Source organism: Burkholderia arboris (assembly GCF_038723655.1).
Lineage (GTDB): Bacteria > Pseudomonadota > Gammaproteobacteria > Burkholderiales > Burkholderiaceae > Burkholderia > Burkholderia arboris.
The window spans coordinates 2,627,508-2,644,605 of the sequence record NZ_CP109821.1; the positions used below are offsets into that span (position 1 = coordinate 2,627,508).

The following is a 17,098-nucleotide window of genomic DNA, read 5'->3' on the forward strand; positions in this document are numbered from 1 at the left end:
GTTGTCCCCCGCCTTATTTGCCGCCGAGCGTTACAAACAGGGTCAGGAGCCCCAGCATGCCGATGATCATGGCGAACGCGTAGTGATAGATGTAACCGGATTGGAGGAAGCGGATCACGCCGGCGAACCAGCCGATGAACCGGGCGCTGCCGTTGACGAGGCCGTCGATCACGACGACGTCGCCTTCCTTCCACAGGCCGCGGCCGATCGCCACCGAACCACGGGCGAACACCACTTCGTTGATCTTGTCCATGTAGTACTTGTTGTCCAGCAGCGTGTAGATCGGGCCGAACGCGCGGCGGATCGACGCCGGCAGTTCCGGACGCTTCAGGTACAGGAACCAGGCGACGACGACACCGGCGAGCGCGAGCCAGACCGGCAAGCCCGACACCGAGTGCAGGCCCATGCCCACCCAGCCGTGGAACTCTTCGGCCATCTCGGCCAGCGCCGGATGGTTTTCGCCGATGAAGATCACCTTGTCGAACGCGACGCCGTGCTGGAAGAAATCGCCGAACAGCATCGGGCTGATCGCGAACGCACCGATGATCACCGACGGGATCGCCAGCAGGACCAGCGGCACCCACACGACCCACGGGGTCTCGTGCGGCTCGTGCGCGTGGTCGTCATGACCGTGGCCATGGCCGTGGTCGTCGTGGCCGTGTGCGGCCGCCATGCCCATCGGCGATTCCGGATGCTTCGGCTTGCGGAACCGCTCTTCGCCGTGGAACACCAGGAAGTACATGCGGAACGAATACAGCGCCGTGACGAACACGCTCGCGACGACCGCGAAGTACGCGAAGCCCGAACCCGGCAGGTGCGACAGCTTCACCGCGTCGATGATCGAGTCCTTCGAGTAGAAGCCCGAGAAGAACGGCGTACCGATCAGCGCCAGCGAACCGACGAGCGACGTGATCCACGTGATCGGCATGTACTTGCGCAGGCCGCCCATGTTGCGCATGTCCTGGTCGTGGTGCATGCCCATGATGACCGAGCCGGCGCCAAGGAACAGCAGCGCCTTGAAGAACGCGTGCGTCATCAGGTGGAACACGGCGACCGGGTAAGCGGACACGCCGAGCGCGACGGTCATGTAGCCGAGCTGCGACAGCGTCGAGTACGCGACCACGCGCTTGATGTCGTTCTGGACGATGCCGAGGAAGCCCATGAAGAGCGCCGTGATCGCGCCGATCACCGTGATGAACGACAGCGCGGTGTCCGACAGCTCGAACAGCGGCGACATGCGCGACACCATGAAGATACCGGCCGTCACCATCGTCGCCGCGTGAATCAGCGCCGAGATCGGGGTCGGGCCTTCCATCGAGTCCGGCAGCCACACGTGCAGCGGGAACTGCGCCGACTTGCCCATCGCGCCGATGAACAGGCAGATACAGGCAACCGTCAGCAGGCCCCAGTCGGTACCCGGGAAGTGCAGGCTCGCGAGTTCCGCGCGCTTCGCGAACACTTCGCCGTAGTTCATCGAGCCGGCGAACGCGAGCAGCAGGCCGATGCCGAGCAGGAAGCCGAAGTCGCCCACGCGGTTCACGAGGAACGCCTTCATGTTCGCGTAGATCGCGCTCTCACGCGTGAAGTAGAAGCCGATCAGCAGGTACGACACCAGACCCACCGCTTCCCAGCCGAAGAACAGCTGCAGGAAGTTGTTGCTCATCACGAGCATCAGCATCGAGAACGTGAACAGCGAGATGTACGAGAAGAAGCGCTGGTAGCCGTCTTCTTCCGCCATGTAGCCGATCGTGTACACGTGCACCATCAGCGAGACGAAGGTCACGACGACCATCATCATCGCGGTCAGCGAATCGACGAGGAAGCCGACTTCGAGTTTCAGCGAACCGACGTTCATCCATTCGTAGACGGTCGCGTTGAAGCTTGCGCCGCCCATCACGTCGAAGAAGACTTTCGCCGACAGGAGGAACGCGATCATCACGCCGAGGATCGTGATCCGGTGTGCGCCCTTGCGCCCGACTGCGTTCCCGAACAGCCCCGCAATCAGCGAGCCGGCCAGCGGAGCGAGCGGAATCGCCAGCAGCAGGTTTTCATTGAGTGTCGTTGACATAACAGCGTTGCCTGAAATTAACCTTTGAGCTGATCGAGATCCTCGACATTGATCGTGTCGAGCTTACGGAACAGGGTCACCAGAATCGCGAGACCGATCGCGGCTTCCGCTGCGGCGACCGTCAGCACGAAGAACACGAAGATCTGGCCGTGCACATCGCCGAGGTAATGCGAGAACGCGACGAAATTGGTATTCACCGCCAGCAGCATCAGTTCGATCGACATCAGGATGATGATGATGTTGCGGCGGTTCAGGAAGATCCCGACGATCGCGATCGCAAACAGGATCGCGCCGAGCACGAGGTAGTGAGCAAGAGTCAGCATGATTTTCTTTTCCTCCGCTTAGCCGTTGGTGCCCGAACCGGCTTCGCTCTGCGCCGCTTCCGGCTGCGGCTTTTCCGCTTCCATCTTCACGAGGCGCACGCGGTCGTTGCGTTGCACCTTGACCTGATCCGACACGCGCTGGCGCTTGCTGTCCTTGCCCTTGCGCTCGGTCAGCCCGATCGCGGCAATGATCGCGACCAGCAGCACGAGGCCGGCGATTTCAAACGCGAAGATGTAGTCGGTGTAGATCACCTTGCCGATCAGGCGCGTGTTCGACCAGTTGGCCATCTCGCCCGTCGCCATCGCGTGCACCGTGTGCGTGTCGCCGTAGCCGCGCCACAGGATCAGCGCGGTCTCGATCACGATGATCGCGCCCACCACGGTCGCCATCGGTACGAAGCGCTTGAAGTCGCGGCGCAGGTAGTCGATGTTGATGTCCAGCATCATCACGACGAACAGGAACAGCACCATCACGGCGCCCACGTAGACCAGCACCAGCAGGATCGCGAGGAACTCCGCTTCCAGCAGCATCCAGATCGCGGCGGCGTTGAAGAACGCCAGCACAAGGAAAAGCGCAGACGCCACCGGGTTGCGCGAAGTGATCACCTTCAGCCCTGATACCACCAGGAGCAGCGCGAAGATGTAGAACAGTACGGTCGTGAATTCCATGATTACCGGTTCATCGTTAGGCCATAGTCAGGCGCGGCTTGCGGGACGCTCTCGCGTGCCGCACCCGTCGCGGCGGCTCGGCCCGTGCTTCGGGCCGGCACTGCAAACACAATCAACGATACGGCGCGTCGGCGGCCTTCGCCGCGGCGATGTCCTTCTCGTAGCGATCGCCCACCGCGAGCAGCATTTCCTTCGTGAAATACAGGTCGCCGCGCTTTTCGCCGTGGTACTCGAGAATCTGCGTCTCGACGATTGAATCGACCGGGCAGCTCTCTTCGCAGAAACCGCAGAAGATGCACTTCGTCAGGTCGATGTCGTAGCGCGTCGTGCGGCGCGTGTTGTCCGCGCGCGTTTCCGATTCGATCGTGATCGCCATGGCGGGGCACACGGCCTCGCACAGCTTGCACGCGATGCAGCGCTCCTCGCCGTTTTCATAGCGGCGCAGTGCATGCAGCCCGCGAAAACGCGGCGAGATCGGGGTCTTCTCTTCCGGGAACTGCACGGTGACCTTGCGCTTGAACGTATAACGACCGGTCAGCGCGAGCCCTTTCAGCAGCTCGGTCAGGAAGAAAGTCTTAAAGAAGTGTTGGATAGCCGTCATGATTTCGTCCTTACTTCACCCAGATGTTCAGCGGCGACATCATCCAGAAGCCGACCACGATCACCCAGATCACGGTGACGGGGAGGAACACCTTCCAGCCCAGACGCATGATCTGGTCGTAACGGTAGCGCGGGAACGTCGCGCGGACCCAGATGAACACCGACAGCAGCGCGAAGACCTTCAGCACCAGCCAGAAGATGCCCGGGATGAACGACAGGAATTCGAACGGTGCATCCCAGCCGCCGAGGAACAGCGTCGCAGCCAGCGCCGAGATCACGATCATGTTGATGTACTCGGCGAGGAAGAACAGCGCGAACGCCATACCCGAGTAATCGATCATGTGACCTGCGACGATCTCCGACTCCCCTTCCACCACGTCGAACGGGTGGCGGTTCGTTTCGGCGATGCCCGAGATGAAGTACACGACGAACGCCGGCAGCAGCGGCAGCCAGTTCCACGACAGGAAGTTCACGCCGTGGCCCGCGAAGAAGCCGTGCTGTTGCGAACCGACGATTTCCGACAGGTTCAGGCTGCCGGCCGTCATCAGCACCAGCACCAGCGCGAAGCCCATCGAGATTTCGTACGACACCATCTGTGCCGCCGCGCGCATCGCGCCGAGGAATGCGTACTTCGAGTTCGATGCCCAGCCCGCGAGAATCACCGCGTACACGCCGATCGACGAGATCGCCATCGCGTACAGCAGGCCCGCGTTCACGTTCGCGAGGACCGCTTCGGCCTGGAACGGGATCACGGCCCACACGGCGAACGCCGGCACGACGGTCATCACCGGCGCAATCAGGTACAGCCAGCGGCTGGCGGCGCTCGGCTGAATGACTTCCTTCAGCAGCAGCTTCAGCACGTCGGCGATCGGCTGCAGCAGGCCGCCGGGGCCGACGCGGTTCGGGCCGAGACGCACGTGCATCCAGCCGATCAGCTTGCGTTCCCACAGAATCAGGTACGCGACGCACAGCAGGATGACGACGGAGACGACGAGGATGCGCACGACTGCCCACACCGTCGGCCATGCGAAGCCGAGAAGCTCGGCCCCGCCCGCGTTGATCGTATCGAACAAGCTCATTTACGCCTTCTCCACCACCAGTTCACCGGACAGGCTGCCGAGCGCTGCGCCGGCAGGCGTCGCCGCCGACACGCGAACGACCGTCTCCGCAAGATTCGCGTCGCGCACGGCCGGCAACTGCACCGCACGCTCGCCCTGGCGCACGCGCACGGCGTCGCCTTCCTTCAAGCCCAGCTTGTCGAACAGCGCGGCCGGCAGGGCTGCGGCATTCGCCGCCTTCGCAGCGGTCGTCAGGTGCAGCGCACCTGCACGGCGCACGAGCGCGTCGGCGTGATAGATCGGCACATCGGCCAGGCGCTCGAAGCCGCCGTTCGCGGCATTCGCCGCGGCACGCACCGGGGCGACCGACGTCTGGTTCGACAGGCGGCCTGCAACGCCGGCGTCGCCGAGCGCGGCGAGACGCACTTCTTCCGAGGTCTCGTATTCGAAGTTCGGCAGGCCCAGCAGGCTGCCGAGCACGCGCAGCACCTTCCAGCCCGGACGCGTGTCGCCGAGCGGGCGCACGACGCCGTTGAAGCTCTGCACGGTGCCTTCGGCGTTGACGTACGTACCGGCCGTTTCCGTGAACGGCGCAACCGGCAGCAGCACGTCGGCGTAGTCGAGGCCGTGCTTGAACGGCGACATCACGACGACCATTTCCGCCTGGTTCAGCGCAGCCAGGGCCTGTGCCGGATCGGCGGTATCGAATTCCGGTTCGACGTTCAGCAGCACATAGCCCTTGCGCGGCTGCGCGAACGCTTCGCGTGCGTTCAGGCCGCCTTCGCCCGGCAGTGCGCCGACGACGTGCGCGCCCACCGTGTTCGCCGCTTCCGTCAGGAAGCCGAACGTGGCGCCGGTGTTGTCGGCGATCCACTTGGCGACGGCATGCAGCTTCGCGAATGCCGGATGGCGGACCGCGACGTTGCCGAGCAGCACCGCGCGGCGTTCGCCGTTCGACAGCGACTGCGCGACAGCCTGCGCGGCCGGCGATGCGGTGACGCCTGCCAGTGCGTCGGGCAGCGCGACGCCGCGCAGTTGCGCGACAGCCGCGGCGATGCCGGCGAGTTCGTCGAGCCATGCGGACGGTGCAGCGACGATGCGCTGCGCGGTCGGGATCAGTGCGTCGTCACCGGTCGCGTGCAGGAAGTGCAGCTTCGCGCCGTTCTTCGCAGCCTGACGCAGGCGCGACGCAAACAGCGGGTGGTCGCGACGCAGGAACGAACCGACGACGAACGCGGCGTCCACGTTCGACAGGTCGGCGATCGGCATGCCGAGCCACGGTGCGCCCTGGACCGGCGCCGAGAAATCCTGCTGACGCAGACGGAAGTCGACGTTCGGCGTCTTCAGCTCGTTGGCGAGCTGCTTCACGAGGAACAGCTCTTCAGCGGTGCTGTGCGCGCTCGCGAGCATCGCCAGCGCGTTCGCGCCGTGATCCGCGGCGATGCCCTTCAGGCCCTTCGCGACGTATTCGAGCGCGGTCTGCCAGTCGGTTTCGATCCACTGGCCGCCCTGCTTCAGCATCGGCTTCGTCAGGCGCTCGTCGCTGTTGAGGCCTTCATACGAGAAGCGGTCCTTGTCCGAGATCCAGCATTCGTTGATCGCTTCGTTCTCGAACGGCAGCACGCGCATCACGCGGTTGTTCTTCACCTGCACGACGAGGTTCGCGCCGACGGAATCGTGCGGGCTCACCGACTTGCGGCGCGACAGTTCCCACGTCCGGGCGCTGTAGCGGAACGGCTTGCTGGTCAGCGCGCCGACCGGGCACAGGTCGATCATGTTGCCCGACATTTCGGAATCGACCGTCTTGCCGACGAACGTCGTGATTTCCGAGTGCTCGCCACGGCCCAGCATGCCGAACTCCATCACGCCGGCGATTTCCTGGCCGAAGCGGACGCAGCGCGTGCAGTGGATGCAACGCGACATTTCTTCCATCGAAATCAGCGGGCCCACGTTCTTGTGGAACACCACGCGCTTTTCTTCCGAGTAGCGCGACGACGACTTGCCGTAGCCGACCGCCAGATCCTGCAGCTGGCATTCGCCGCCCTGATCGCAGATCGGGCAATCGAGCGGGTGATTGATGAGGAGGAATTCCATCACCGACTGCTGCGCCTTCACGGCCTTGTCGGACTGCGTGTGGACGATCATGCCGGCCGACACGGGGGTCGCGCAGGCAGGCACGGCCTTCGGCATCTTCTCGACTTCGACGAGACACATCCGGCAGTTGGCCGCAACCGACAGTTTCTTGTGATAGCAGAAGTGAGGAATGTACGTATCCGCCTTGTGCGCAGCCTGGATCACCATGCTGCCTTCGGGCACCTCGACCTTCTTGCCGTCTATTTCAAGTTCAACCATGATGGTGAATGGTCCTTAACCTATTTCCGCCCGTTCGCGCCTTCGCCCGACCGTGCGCTCAAATTCCGCAACCGGGTTCGCTTCAGGCCGCCGCCGCGTGCGCGTGGCCGCCGACCATGCAGTGCTTGTGCTCGACGTGGTACGCGAATTCGTCCCAGTAGTGCTTGAGCATCCCGCGTACCGGCATCGCCGCCGCATCGCCGAGTGCACAGATCGTACGGCCCATGATGTTCTCGGCAACCGAGTTCAGCAGGTCCAGATCTTCCTGGCGCCCTTCGCCGTGCTCGATACGATTCACGACGCGATACAGCCAGCCGGTGCCTTCGCGGCACGGCGTGCACTGACCGCACGATTCCTCGTAATAGAAGTACGACAGGCGCAGCAGCGAGCGCACCATGCAACGCGTCTCATCCATCACGATCACCGCGCCGGAGCCGAGCATCGAGCCGGCCTTCGCGATCGAATCGTAGTCGAGATCCGTCTGCATCATGATGTCGCCCGGGATCACCGGCGCCGACGAACCGCCCGGGATCACGGCCTTGATCTTCTTGCCGCCGCGCATCCCGCCGGCGAGCTCCATCAGCGTCGCGAACGGCGTGCCGAGCGGCACTTCGTAGTTGCCCGGACGCTCGACGTCGCCCGATACCGAGAAAATCTTCGTGCCGCCGTTGTTCGGCTTGCCGATCTCGAGGTAATTCTGCGGCCCGATGGACAGCAGGAACGGCACCGCGGCGAACGTCTCGGTGTTGTTGATCGTGGTCGGCTTGCCGTACACGCCGAAGCTCGCCGGGAACGGCGGCTTGAAGCGCGGCTGGCCCTTCTTGCCTTCGAGCGACTCGAGCAGCGCCGTTTCCTCGCCGCAGATGTACGCGCCGTAACCGTGGTGCGCGTGCAGCTGGAACGAGAATTCCGAGCCCATGATGTTGTCGCCGAGGAACCCGGCTGCGCGCGCTTCATCGAGCGCGGCTTCGAAGCGTCGATACACTTCGAAGATTTCGCCGTGGATGTAGTTGTAGCCGACGGTGATGCCCATCGCGTACGCGCCGATGGCCATGCCTTCGATCAGCGCATGCGGGTTCCAGCGCAGGATGTCGCGATCCTTGAACGTGCCCGGCTCGCCTTCGTCCGAGTTGCAGACGAGGTACTTCTGCCCCGGGAACTGGCGCGGCATGAAGCTCCACTTCAGGCCGGTCGGGAAGCCCGCACCGCCCCGGCCACGCAGGCCCGACGCCTTCACGTCGGCGATCACCTGCTCGGGCGGAATCTTTTCTTCGAGAATGCGGCGCAGCTGCTTGTAACCGCCGCGCGCAACGTAATCTTCGAGATGCCAGTTCTCGCCGTTCAGACCAGCGAGGATCAGCGGTTTGATGTGACGGTCGTGGAGGGACGTCATTTCGAGAGCTCCTCAAGCAGCTGGTCGATCTTCTCGCGGCTCATGAAGCTGCACATTCTGTGATTGTTCACCAGCAGCACCGGCGCATCGCCGCACGAGCCCATGCATTCGCCTTCCTTCAGCGTGAACTTGCCGTCGGGCGTGGTCTCGCCGAAGCCGATGCCGAGCTTCTGTTTCAGGTAGTCGGCAGTCGCTTCCGCGCCACCGTGCGGGCCAAGCTGGCACGGCAGGTTCGTACAGAGCGTGATCTTGTGCTTGCCGACCGGGTTGAGCTCGTACATCGTGTAGAACGTCGCGACTTCCTGCACGGCAACGGCCGGCATGCCGAGATAGTCCGCGACGAACTGCATCAGTTCGGGCGACAGCCAGCCGTGCTCTTCCTGAGCAACGGCCAACGCCGACATCACGGCGGACTGTTTCTGATCGGCGGGATACTTCGTCAACGCTCGATCGATTTCCTTCAGGCCTTCAGCTGAGATCATTTTCAGACACGACTCTTTCAATTCCTACCGAACGAACAACCTGCCGCACACTGGGGTGCATGGACGGCAGACCTGGCGCTCACTCTGTTGACAGCTTGCGAAGCCGCGCCGGTTCAGCGCGCATCGCATGTGATTGACTGCCCACCGCCCGCTCGCGCGGGCGGCGCAACCATTAGCGATCGATCTCGCCGAACACGATGTCCTGCGTACCGATGATCGTGACGGCGTCGGCGATCATGTGACCGCGCGCCATTTCGTCGAGGGACGCCAGGTGAGCGAAACCCGGTGCGCGAATCTTGAGGCGATACGGCTTGTTGGCACCGTCCGACACGAGGTAGATGCCGAACTCGCCTTTCGGATGCTCGACCGCCGCGTACGCTTCGCCTTCCGGCACATGGAAACCTTCGGTGAAGAGCTTGAAGTGGTGAATCAAGTCTTCCATGTTGGTCTTCATGCCGACGCGCGACGGCGGGGCAACCTTGTGATTGTCCGTCATCACCGGGCCCTGATTCTTGCGGAGCCACTCAATACACTGTTTCGCGATGCGGATCGACTGGCGCATTTCTTCGACGCGCACCAGATAGCGGTCGTAGCAATCGCCGTTCACGCCGACCGGCACGTCGAAATCCATGCGATCGTACACTTCGTACGGCTGTTTCTTGCGCAGATCCCATGCGATACCCGAGCCGCGCAGCATCGGGCCCGTCAGGCCCATCTGCAGCGCACGTTCGGGGCTGACCACGCCGATCCCGACCAGACGCTGTTTCCAGATCCGGTTGTCGGTGAGCAGCGTTTCGTATTCGTCGACGCACTTCGGGAAGCGCGTGAAGAAGTCGTCGATGAAGTCGAGCACCGAGCCGCTGCGCGCTTCGTTCATCTTCGCGAGCGCCTTCTCGTTGCGAATCTTCGACGCCTTGTATTGCGGCATTGCGTCAGGCAGGTCGCGGTAGACGCCGCCCGGACGGTAGTACGCCGCGTGCATCCGGGCGCCGGACACCGCTTCGTACACGTCCATCAGGTCTTCGCGTTCGCGGAAGGCGTACAGGAACACCGCCATCGCGCCGACGTCGAGTGCGTGCGCGCCGATCCACATCAGGTGGTTCAGCACGCGCGTGATCTCGTCGAACAGCACGCGGATGTACTGCGCGCGCTCGGGCACTTCGATGCCGAGCAGCTTCTCGATCGCAAGCACGTAGCCGTGCTCGTTGACCATCATCGACACGTAGTCGAGACGATCCATGTAGGGCACGGACTGGATGAACGTTTTGGATTCCGCGAGCTTTTCCGTCGCGCGGTGCAGCAGGCCGATGTGCGGATCGGCACGCTGGATGACTTCGCCGTCGAGCTCGAGCACGAGGCGCAGCACGCCGTGCGCTGCCGGGTGCTGCGGGCCGAAGTTGAGCGTGTAGTTCTTGATTTCTGCCATGACGCCCCCTTAATGTTTCAGACCGCCATAGCGATCCTCGCGGATCACGCGCGGCGTGATTTCGCGCGGCTCGATCGTCACCGGCTGGTACACCACCCGCTTCTCTTCCGGGTCGTAACGCATTTCGACGTAGCCCGACACCGGGAAGTCCTTGCGGAACGGGTGGCCGATGAAGCCGTAGTCGGTGAGGATGCGGCGCAGGTCGGGGTGGCCTTCGAACACGATGCCGTACAGGTCGAACGCTTCGCGCTCGTACCAGTTCGCGGAGGTCCAGATGTCGACCAGCGATGCAACGATCGGCAGGTCGTCGTCCGGCGCGAATGCGCGCAGGCGCAGACGCCAGTTGTTCGTGACCGACAGCAGATGCGACACGGCCGCGAAGCGCGGGCCGTCGTAGGCACCGTCGCCGAAGGTCTGGTAGTCGACGCCGCAGAGATCGAGCAGCTGCTCGAAGCGGAGCTTCGGATCGTCGCGCAGCGTCTTTGCGACTTCGAGGTAATCGCTCGCCTTCACGACGAGCGTCAGTTCACCGATTGCTTCGGTGAGGCTCACCACGCGCGCGCCGAGCGCGGCTTCGAGGTTTGCCTTGAGGGTCTCGATTTTGCTTGCCATATTGAGGGGACGCTCGGGGCTTTATTGACGGGCGATGGTATTGGTGCGGCGGATCTTCGCCTGAAGCTGGATCACGCCATAGACCAGCGCCTCGGCCGTGGGCGGACAGCCCGGCACGTAGACGTCGACCGGCACGATCCGGTCGCAGCCGCGGACCACCGAGTACGAGTAGTGGTAGTAGCCACCGCCGTTCGCGCACGACCCCATCGAGATCACCCAGCGCGGCTCGGCCATCTGGTCGTACACGCGGCGCAGCGCGGGCGCCATCTTGTTGCACAGCGTGCCGGCGACGATCATCACGTCCGACTGACGCGGACTCGGACGAAACACGACGCCGAACCGGTCCAGGTCATAACGGGCCGCGCCCGCATGCATCATCTCGACGGCACAACACGCGAGCCCGAACGTCATCGGCCACAGCGAGCCGGTACGCGTCCAGTTGATCAGCTTGTCAGCCGTCGTGGTGACAAACCCTTCCTTCAAGACCCCTTCGATACTCATTTGCTTTCCACTCCAGACGAGCGACCGAGCGTGGCCGCCCATGCAAACCGGCGATTAACCCATCACTCCCAGTCGAGCCCGCCCTTCTTCCAGATATAGGCAAAGCCCAGCAGGAATTCGAGCAGAAAAATCATCATTGCGATGAAACCCGGCCAGCCGATGTCCCGGAGCGCGACGCCCCACGGAAACAGGAATGCGGTTTCGAGATCGAAGATGATGAACAGGATGGCGACGAGGTAATACCGGACGTCGAATTTCATCCGGGCGTCTTCAAAGGCTTCGAAGCCGCACTCGTACGGTGCGTTCTTCTCGACGTCCGGCTTGTTGGGACCAAGGAGCTTGCCGATGCTGACCAGCGCTATACCTAAACCAGTGCCCACGAGGAGGAACAACAAGACGGGGTAATAGGCTGCGAGGTTCAAGGCAATCCTCTATCGGTTGGTTCTGAGCGTCCGGAGAATACCACTATCCGGCGGAAGGGATCATTTCGGAGTGCAGGCGATCGCAAGACAACCGCAAGCACACCCCAGAAATGAAAAATGCCAGCCACTAGAAGCGGCTGGCATTGAGTAACTTTGGTGCCGACGGCGAGACTCGAACTCGCACAGCTTTCGCCACTACCCCCTCAAGATAGCGTGTCTACCAATTTCACCACGTCGGCACTGCATGCAACTCGGGTTGTGTTGCTTGTTTCCCGCGAATCGCTTCAAGAATTAAATTCTAACCCGAGTTCCAGATTTGTTCAACGCACAAACGCGAAAAATTTAACTTTTTATTTCGGGACGTCCTGGCCCGGCGCGCTCGCAGCCGAGCCCGCAGCGGCACCGGATGCCGCGACAGCCGGTACCGATGCTGCAGGCGCCGATGCCGGTGCGGTCGCTGCCGCGCCGAGCACGCCGGCCGACGGCGTCGACTTGTACGAACCGAGGTAGGTCAGCGCGAGCGTCGCGACGAAGAAGATCGTCGCGAGAATGCCCGTCGTACGCGACAGGAAGTTCGCCGAGCCCGTCGCACCGAACAGGCTGCCCGACGCACCGCTGCCGAACGCAGCGCCCATGTCGGCACCCTTGCCGTGCTGCAGCAGCACGAGACCAATCACACCGAGCGCAGACAACACCTGCACCACAATAATCAGCGTCTTGAATAACAGCATCACACCCACCCGATTGGATCGGGCGACCGGACCGTCCGGCCGCCGTCATGGTTCAATTCGATCTCGGACCGCTTATCGCGCGGCCCGGCAGATCGCCAGGAAATCTTCCGCCTTCAGCGACGCGCCGCCGATCAGGCCACCGTCGATGTCCGGTTGCGCGAACAGCTCTTCCGCGTTGTCCGGCTTCACGCTGCCGCCGTACAGCACGGACACGTCCGCCGCCCCCTTCGCCGCGAGACGCGTGCGCAGGAACGCGTGCACGTCCTGTGCCTGCGCGGAGGTCGCGCTCTTGCCCGTACCGATCGCCCAGACCGGCTCGTACGCGACGACGATGCGTACAGCCTCGTCGGCCGTCAGCGCGGCCAGCACCGCATCCAGTTGCGCACCGACGACCTGCTCGGTCGCACCCGACTCGCGCTCGTCGAGCGTCTCGCCGACGCACACGACCGGCGTGAGGCCGGCTGCGAGCGCGCGCTGCGCCTTCGCCGCGACCGTCTCGTTGCTTTCGCCGTGATACGCGCGACGCTCCGAGTGACCGACGATCGCATAGCGTGCGCCGAACTCCGCAACCATCGCGGCCGCCACTTCGCCGGTGAACGCGCCCTGTTCGTGCGCGGACACGTCCTGCGCGCCCCAGGCGACACGGCCGCCGTCGAGCTGCGCGTGAACCTGCGCGAGATACGGGAACGGCACGCACACGCCGACCGACGTTTCGGCCGCCACCGCGCCCGCGCCCTGCACCACTTCGTTCAGCAACGCCTGGTTGCCGGCCAGCCGGCCGTGCATCTTCCAGTTGCCGATCACCCGCTTAGTTCTCTGTTTCGACATCGTGTCTGTCTCGTCACCGCTGTGTCATTAACGCGCCGGAAACCGGCCGTCAGGTTTGATCTGGCGAAGCAAACCCGCGATTTTACTGCGCACGGCTTGAACCGGTCAAACCGCGCATGTCAAGCCCGGCCACACGGGCCGTCACGCGTTCGTACCCCAATCGAGGACGATCTTGCCGGTGTGCTCGCTGCTTTCCATCAGCGCATGGGCCTGCGCGGCGTCCGCGGCCGGCAGCACGCGATAGATCACCGGCTTGATGCGGCCTTCGGCGATCAGCGGCCACACGCGCGCCTTCAGTTGTGCAGCGATGCGCGCCTTGAACTCGACCGGACGCGGGCGCAGCGTCGAACCCGTGATCGTCAGCCGGCGGCGCAGGATCTCGCCGAGGTTGACGTCGGCCTTCGCACCGCCGAGCAGTGCGATCAGCACGAGACGGCCGCCGTCCGCGAGCGCGGACAGCTCGCGCGGCACGTACGAACCGGCCACCATGTCGAGAATCACGTCGACGCCGCGATCGTGCGTCAGCGACTTCACGACCTCGACGAAGTCTTCGGTCTTGTAGTTGATCGCGCGCTCGGCGCCGAGCGCCTCGCACGCGCGGCACTTGTCGGCGGTGCCGGCCGTCGCGAACACGCGAAAGCCGAGCGCATGCGCGATCTGGATCGCCGTCACGCCGATGCCGCTCGAGCCGCCCTGCACGAGCAGCGTCTCCTGCTCGCCGCCCTCGCCCGCGCCGAGCTGCGCACGGTCGAACACGTTGCTCCACACGGTGAAGAACGTTTCGGGCAGCGACGCGGCCTCGATGTCGGTGAGCCCGTCGGGCACCGGCAGGCACTGCGGCAGCGGCGCAACTGCGTATTCGGCATAGCCGCCGCCTGCGAGCAGCGCGCACACGCGATCGCCCAGCTTCAGGCCGAACGGGTTCAGCGCGGCATCGGACAAATCGCCGCCGACGATCTCGCCCGCCACCTCGAGCCCCGGCAGATCCGACGCCCCCGGCGGCGGCGCATAGGCGCCCTTGCGCTGGAACACGTCGGGCCGGTTCACGCCGGAAGCCGCCACCTTGATCAGTACCTCGCCGCGCTTCGGTTCGGGGCGCGGACGCTCCGCAAGCTTCAGCACGTCGGGGGCGCCGAATTCGGTGATTTCGATGGCTTTCATGGTGAGGTGGGCTCCAGGAACGGAATCGGATGGCACGCACGCGCGCACGGCGCGGGCGCGTCGCCGGCGCTGCTGCGCCGCACAACGATGCTACAGAAAAAACGGCCGGCACGCTTTCGCACTGCCGGCCGCTGGTCCGCCTGTCCGCTTACTGCTGCGGCGGCGTATCCGACTGCGTTGCCGCGGCTGCTTCGTTCAGCAGCGCCTTGGCGGACAGTCGCACACGACCCTTCTCGTCCGTCTGAATGACCTTGACCTTAACCTGCTGACCTTCCTTCAGGTAGTCGTTGATGTCCTTCACACGCTCGTTGACGATTTCCGAGATGTGCAGCAGGCCGTCCTTGCCCGGCAGCAGGTTCACGATCGCGCCGAAATCGAGCAGCTTGAGCACCGTGCCTTCGTACACCTGGCCGACTTCGATCTCGGCCGTGATTTGCTCGATGCGCTTCTTCGCTTCGGCCATGCCGTCGCTGTTCGTGCTCGCGATCGTCACGACGCCGTCGTCCGAGATGTCGATGGTCGTGCCCGTTTCTTCCGTCAGCGCGCGGATCACCGAACCGCCCTTGCCGATCACGTCGCGGATCTTTTCCGGGTTGATCTTGATCGTGATCATGCGCGGCGCGAATTCCGACAGTTGCGTGTTCGCACCCGAGACTGCCGACGTCATCTTGCCAAGGATGTGCATGCGGCCTTCCTTCGCCTGCGCGAGCGCGACCTGCATGATTTCCTTCGTGATGCCCTGGATCTTGATGTCCATCTGCAGCGCCGTCACGCCTTGTTCCGTGCCGGCCACCTTGAAGTCCATGTCGCCGAGGTGATCTTCGTCGCCGAGGATGTCGGTCAGCACCGCGAACTTGTTGCCTTCGAGGATCAGGCCCATCGCGATACCCGCGACGTGCGCCTTCATCGGCACGCCGGCGTCCATCAGTGCGAGGCAGCCGCCGCACACCGATGCCATCGACGACGAACCGTTCGATTCGGTGATTTCCGACACGACGCGGATCGAGTAGCCGAATTCGTCGGCGCTCGGCAGGCACTTGACCAGCGCGCGCTTCGCGAGACGGCCGTGGCCGATTTCGCGGCGCTTCGGCGAGCCGACGCGGCCCGTTTCGCCGGTCGCGAACGGGGGCATGTTGTAGTGGAGCATGAAGCGCTCGCGGTATTCGCCTTCGAGCGCATCGATGATCTGCTCGTCACCCTTCGTGCCGAGCGTCGCGACGACCAGCGCCTGCGTCTCGCCGCGCGTGAACAGCGCCGAGCCGTGGGTACGCGGCAGCACGCCGGTGCGGATTTCGATCGGGCGCACGGTGCGCGTGTCGCGGCCGTCGATACGCGGCTCGCCGTTCAGGATCTGCGAACGGACGATCTTTGCTTCGATGTCGAACAGCACGTTGCCGACGGTGGCCTTGTCGGCCGCGACCGTACCGGCCGCCTGTGCGTCTTCCTCGAGCTTCGCCGACGTTGCCGAGTAGACTTCCTTCAGCTTCGCCGAACGCGCTTGCTTGTCGCGGAGTTGGTAAGCGGCGAGCAGGTCGTTCTGCGCCAGCTCGGTCACGCGTGCGATCAGCGGCTCGTTCTTCGGCGCCGGCTGCCAGTCCCACTCGGGCTTGCCGCCTTCGCGCACCAGTTCGTGGATCGCGTCGATCGCGATCTGCATCTGCTCGTGACCGAACACCACGGCGCCCAGCATCACTTCTTCCGACAGCTGGTCGGCTTCCGATTCGACCATCAGCACGGCGCGTTCCGTACCCGCGACGACGAGGTCGAGGCTCGATGCCTTGATCTGGTCACGCGTCGGGTTCAGCACGTATGCGTTGTCGATGTACGCCACGCGTGCGGCACCGACCGGGCCGTTGAACGGCAGGCCCGACACGGCGAGCGCAGCCGATGCGCCGATCAGCGCGGGGATGTCCGCCGGGACTTCCGGGTTCACGGACAGCACGTGGATCACGACCTGGACTTCGTTGTAGAAGCCTTCCGGGAACAGCGGGCGCAGCGGACGGTCGATCAGGCGCGACGTCAGCGTCTCATGCTCCGACGGACGGCCTTCGCGGCGGAAGAAGCCGCCCGGGATCTTGCCGGCCGAGTAGGTCTTCTCGAGGTAGTCGACGGTCAGCGGGAAGAAATCCTGGCCCGGCTTTGCCGACTTCGCGCCGACGACGGTTGCCAGCACGACGGTATCTTCGACGTCGACGATCACCGCACCGCTCGCCTGGCGAGCGACTTCACCGGTTTCGAGGCGCACCTTGTGCTGGCCCCACTGGAATTCCTTCACGACCTTGTTGAACATGGACATGGTTGCTCCTTTGAATTCATGCATTTCATTCGCCGCGCCGGCCATCCGGCACGGCGGCGTCCCGACCGAATCACCCGGAGCAAGGTGTGTTTTTTATGCCATTCCAGCGCGGCGCTCATGCAGCGACGCGCTGGAATGACACAAATCCTGCCCCGGTATCAGTCGTTGCGGCAGCC

Annotated in this window: 16 protein-coding genes and 1 tRNA gene; all 17 read right to left on the reverse strand. The window is 63.9% G+C overall.

The features are described 5' to 3' along the window. Nucleotides 1-13: 13 nt before the first annotated feature. Nucleotides 14-2,068 (reverse strand): NADH-quinone oxidoreductase subunit L, encoded by a 2,055-nt coding sequence (gene nuoL / locus OHZ10_RS12325; RefSeq protein ID WP_011352693.1) that lies wholly within the window; start codon nucleotides 2,066-2,068, stop codon nucleotides 14-16. 17 nt (nucleotides 2,069-2,085) lie between these two features. Next, nucleotides 2,086-2,391: an NADH-quinone oxidoreductase subunit NuoK gene (nuoK, locus tag OHZ10_RS12330; RefSeq protein WP_059233607.1), complete on the reverse strand. Its 306-nt coding sequence runs from the start codon at nucleotides 2,389-2,391 to the stop codon at nucleotides 2,086-2,088. Between the two features lie 18 nt (nucleotides 2,392-2,409). After that, on the reverse strand, nucleotides 2,410-3,060 hold the full coding sequence (locus tag OHZ10_RS12335; protein ID WP_059233606.1) for an NADH-quinone oxidoreductase subunit J: 651 nt from the start codon (nucleotides 3,058-3,060) through the stop codon (nucleotides 2,410-2,412). A gap of 112 nt (nucleotides 3,061-3,172) precedes the next feature. Beyond that, nucleotides 3,173-3,661, reverse strand: a complete 489-nt coding sequence (gene nuoI, locus OHZ10_RS12340; protein ID WP_014896508.1) for an NADH-quinone oxidoreductase subunit NuoI — start codon at nucleotides 3,659-3,661, stop codon at nucleotides 3,173-3,175. A 10-nt stretch (nucleotides 3,662-3,671) separates the two neighbouring features. Beyond that, complete coding sequence (nuoH, locus tag OHZ10_RS12345; protein WP_059233605.1) at nucleotides 3,672-4,739, reverse strand: NADH-quinone oxidoreductase subunit NuoH; 1,068 nt, start codon at nucleotides 4,737-4,739, stop codon at nucleotides 3,672-3,674. Beyond that, entirely contained in the window at nucleotides 4,740-7,070 is a 2,331-nt protein-coding gene (gene nuoG / locus OHZ10_RS12350) for an NADH-quinone oxidoreductase subunit NuoG (protein WP_059233604.1), read from the reverse strand. It abuts the gene before it with no gap. 82 nt (nucleotides 7,071-7,152) lie between these two features. After that, a complete protein-coding gene (gene nuoF / locus OHZ10_RS12355; protein ID WP_006478267.1) occupies nucleotides 7,153-8,463 on the reverse strand; it encodes an NADH-quinone oxidoreductase subunit NuoF in 1,311 nt (436 codons plus the stop codon). Beyond that, nucleotides 8,460-8,945: an NADH-quinone oxidoreductase subunit NuoE gene (gene nuoE / locus OHZ10_RS12360; RefSeq protein WP_006756903.1), complete on the reverse strand. Its 486-nt coding sequence runs from the start codon at nucleotides 8,943-8,945 to the stop codon at nucleotides 8,460-8,462. The genes nuoF and nuoE overlap by 4 nt, the downstream gene beginning before the upstream one ends. A gap of 172 nt (nucleotides 8,946-9,117) precedes the next feature. Further along, nucleotides 9,118-10,371, reverse strand: coding sequence for an NADH-quinone oxidoreductase subunit D (locus OHZ10_RS12365; RefSeq protein WP_043188847.1), 1,254 nt, complete (start codon nucleotides 10,369-10,371; stop codon nucleotides 9,118-9,120). Nucleotides 10,372-10,380: 9 nt separating this feature from the next. Continuing rightward, complete coding sequence (locus tag OHZ10_RS12370) at nucleotides 10,381-10,983, reverse strand: NADH-quinone oxidoreductase subunit C (RefSeq protein ID WP_059233603.1); 603 nt, start codon at nucleotides 10,981-10,983, stop codon at nucleotides 10,381-10,383. A gap of 21 nt (nucleotides 10,984-11,004) precedes the next feature. After that, on the reverse strand, nucleotides 11,005-11,484 hold the full coding sequence (locus tag OHZ10_RS12375) for a NuoB/complex I 20 kDa subunit family protein (protein ID WP_006398799.1): 480 nt from the start codon (nucleotides 11,482-11,484) through the stop codon (nucleotides 11,005-11,007). Nucleotides 11,485-11,546: 62 nt separating this feature from the next. Further along, entirely contained in the window at nucleotides 11,547-11,906 is a 360-nt protein-coding gene (locus tag OHZ10_RS12380) for an NADH-quinone oxidoreductase subunit A (RefSeq protein ID WP_006398798.1), read from the reverse strand. A 154-nt stretch (nucleotides 11,907-12,060) separates the two neighbouring features. Further along, a tRNA-Leu gene (locus tag OHZ10_RS12385) sits at nucleotides 12,061-12,145 on the reverse strand. A 111-nt stretch (nucleotides 12,146-12,256) separates the two neighbouring features. After that, nucleotides 12,257-12,637 (reverse strand): preprotein translocase subunit SecG, encoded by a 381-nt coding sequence (gene secG / locus OHZ10_RS12390; RefSeq protein ID WP_342702623.1) that lies wholly within the window; start codon nucleotides 12,635-12,637, stop codon nucleotides 12,257-12,259. 72 nt (nucleotides 12,638-12,709) lie between these two features. Continuing rightward, nucleotides 12,710-13,465 carry a triose-phosphate isomerase gene (gene tpiA, locus OHZ10_RS12395; RefSeq protein WP_342702625.1) on the reverse strand — a complete coding sequence of 252 codons (756 nt, stop codon included), beginning with the start codon at nucleotides 13,463-13,465 and terminating at the stop codon, nucleotides 12,710-12,712. Between the two features lie 141 nt (nucleotides 13,466-13,606). Then, nucleotides 13,607-14,626 carry an NAD(P)H-quinone oxidoreductase gene (locus OHZ10_RS12400; protein WP_059233600.1) on the reverse strand — a complete coding sequence of 340 codons (1,020 nt, stop codon included), beginning with the start codon at nucleotides 14,624-14,626 and terminating at the stop codon, nucleotides 13,607-13,609. A gap of 148 nt (nucleotides 14,627-14,774) precedes the next feature. Beyond that, nucleotides 14,775-16,922 (reverse strand): polyribonucleotide nucleotidyltransferase, encoded by a 2,148-nt coding sequence (gene pnp, locus OHZ10_RS12405; RefSeq protein ID WP_059236671.1) that lies wholly within the window; start codon nucleotides 16,920-16,922, stop codon nucleotides 14,775-14,777. Nucleotides 16,923-17,098: the final 176 nt, after the last annotated feature.

What these genes read in the sequence shown, in the direction of transcription:
- nuoK (WP_059233607.1), bottom strand. Translation starts at nt 2,391, where the DNA reads ATGCTGACTCTTGCTCACTACCTCGTGCTCGGCGCGATCCTGTTTGCG.
- nuoF (WP_006478267.1), bottom strand. Translation starts at nt 8,463, where the DNA reads ATGACGTCCCTCCACGACCGTCACATCAAACCGCTGATCCTCGCTGGT.
- nuoE (WP_006756903.1), bottom strand. Translation starts at nt 8,945, where the DNA reads ATGATCTCAGCTGAAGGCCTGAAGGAAATCGATCGAGCGTTGACGAAG.
- OHZ10_RS12400 (WP_059233600.1), bottom strand. Translation starts at nt 14,626, where the DNA reads ATGAAAGCCATCGAAATCACCGAATTCGGCGCCCCCGACGTGCTGAAG.
- OHZ10_RS12365 (WP_043188847.1), bottom strand. Translation starts at nt 10,371, where the DNA reads ATGGCAGAAATCAAGAACTACACGCTCAACTTCGGCCCGCAGCACCCG.
- nuoL (WP_011352693.1), bottom strand. Translation starts at nt 2,068, where the DNA reads ATGTCAACGACACTCAATGAAAACCTGCTGCTGGCGATTCCGCTCGCT.
- secG (WP_342702623.1), bottom strand. Translation starts at nt 12,637, where the DNA reads ATGCTGTTATTCAAGACGCTGATTATTGTGGTGCAGGTGTTGTCTGCG.
- nuoH (WP_059233605.1), bottom strand. Translation starts at nt 4,739, where the DNA reads ATGAGCTTGTTCGATACGATCAACGCGGGCGGGGCCGAGCTTCTCGGC.
- tpiA (WP_342702625.1), bottom strand. Translation starts at nt 13,465, where the DNA reads ATGTCGAAACAGAGAACTAAGCGGGTGATCGGCAACTGGAAGATGCAC.
- OHZ10_RS12375 (WP_006398799.1), bottom strand. Translation starts at nt 11,484, where the DNA reads ATGAGTATCGAAGGGGTCTTGAAGGAAGGGTTTGTCACCACGACGGCT.
- OHZ10_RS12335 (WP_059233606.1), bottom strand. Translation starts at nt 3,060, where the DNA reads ATGGAATTCACGACCGTACTGTTCTACATCTTCGCGCTGCTCCTGGTG.
- nuoI (WP_014896508.1), bottom strand. Translation starts at nt 3,661, where the DNA reads ATGACGGCTATCCAACACTTCTTTAAGACTTTCTTCCTGACCGAGCTG.
- nuoG (WP_059233604.1), bottom strand. Translation starts at nt 7,070, where the DNA reads ATGGTTGAACTTGAAATAGACGGCAAGAAGGTCGAGGTGCCCGAAGGC.
- OHZ10_RS12370 (WP_059233603.1), bottom strand. Translation starts at nt 10,983, where the DNA reads ATGGCAAGCAAAATCGAGACCCTCAAGGCAAACCTCGAAGCCGCGCTC.
- pnp (WP_059236671.1), bottom strand. Translation starts at nt 16,922, where the DNA reads ATGTCCATGTTCAACAAGGTCGTGAAGGAATTCCAGTGGGGCCAGCAC.